This window comes from Paraburkholderia sp. RL17-381-BIF-C, from assembly GCF_046026435.1.
Lineage (GTDB): Bacteria > Pseudomonadota > Gammaproteobacteria > Burkholderiales > Burkholderiaceae > Paraburkholderia.
Window position 1 is genome coordinate 1 of the sequence record NZ_JARESX010000197.1, and the last position, 855, is coordinate 855.

1 protein-coding gene is annotated in these 855 nt (G+C 53.6%); it reads left to right on the forward strand.

What is annotated here, in order from left to right:
• Nucleotides 1-592 (forward strand): oxidoreductase (locus tag P0D70_RS36640; protein WP_459252452.1); only part of this gene is annotated, 592 nt, incomplete at its 5' end.
• Nucleotides 593-855: the final 263 nt, after the last annotated feature.

An 855-nucleotide genomic window follows, 5' to 3' on the forward strand; every position in this document is an offset into this window, starting at 1 on the left:
CGAAGTGCATTCGGCCAATAATTACCTACTCGAACAATTCATTCGTGACAGCACGAATCATCGTTCGGACAGGTATGGTGGTTCGGTAGAGAATCGATTGCGTTTCCCACTCGATGTCGTCAAAGCCGTTATCGATGTTTGGGGCGCAGACCGCGTCGGCATCCGCATTTCGCCAGTCACTACGACCCCGGGTGACACACCGCCCGACAGCAATACGATGGAGACATACGGTGCATATGTAGACGCGTTGTCACGCCTCGGATTGCTTTATATACACGACATCGAGGGCGTGACTCAACTGAGCCGCGAAGCGTCAGAAGGCATCAGCTTCACTGACCTGCGCAAGCGCTTTAAAGGCGCCTACATCGCCAACAATCAATACACGCTCGCCCTAGCCGAAAAAACACTGGCTGCGGGAGACGCGGATCTGTTCAGCATAGGACGGCCGTTCATTGCCAATCCGGATTTGGTCGAGCGCTTCAGGACAGGCGCTCCACTAGCCGAAGCGCCAAAGGAATATTGGTATGGCGGAGACGCGAACGGATATTCCAACTGGCCGCGGATGAACGGTCAGAGTGCAATAGATCAATGAGGAGGGTAAAACCCCGGTCATTGAGCGAGATTAACATACTGCACTCTCTATAGAGCCAAACCGACTTGGTACGTGCAACATCGTTTGGCGGCCGGAGACCATCGATGGAATGTAACTAGCGCAACTCCCATGTTGAACGGTCTTCGGCGAATCAATTCGAGACTAGTCGAGATGGTCGATAGCCGGTCTTCCCAGACAGGAAAGAAATGACTGTTGTACTCTGGAACCGGTCGTTTGGATGGCCCCATCCGACCGTCCGTAGT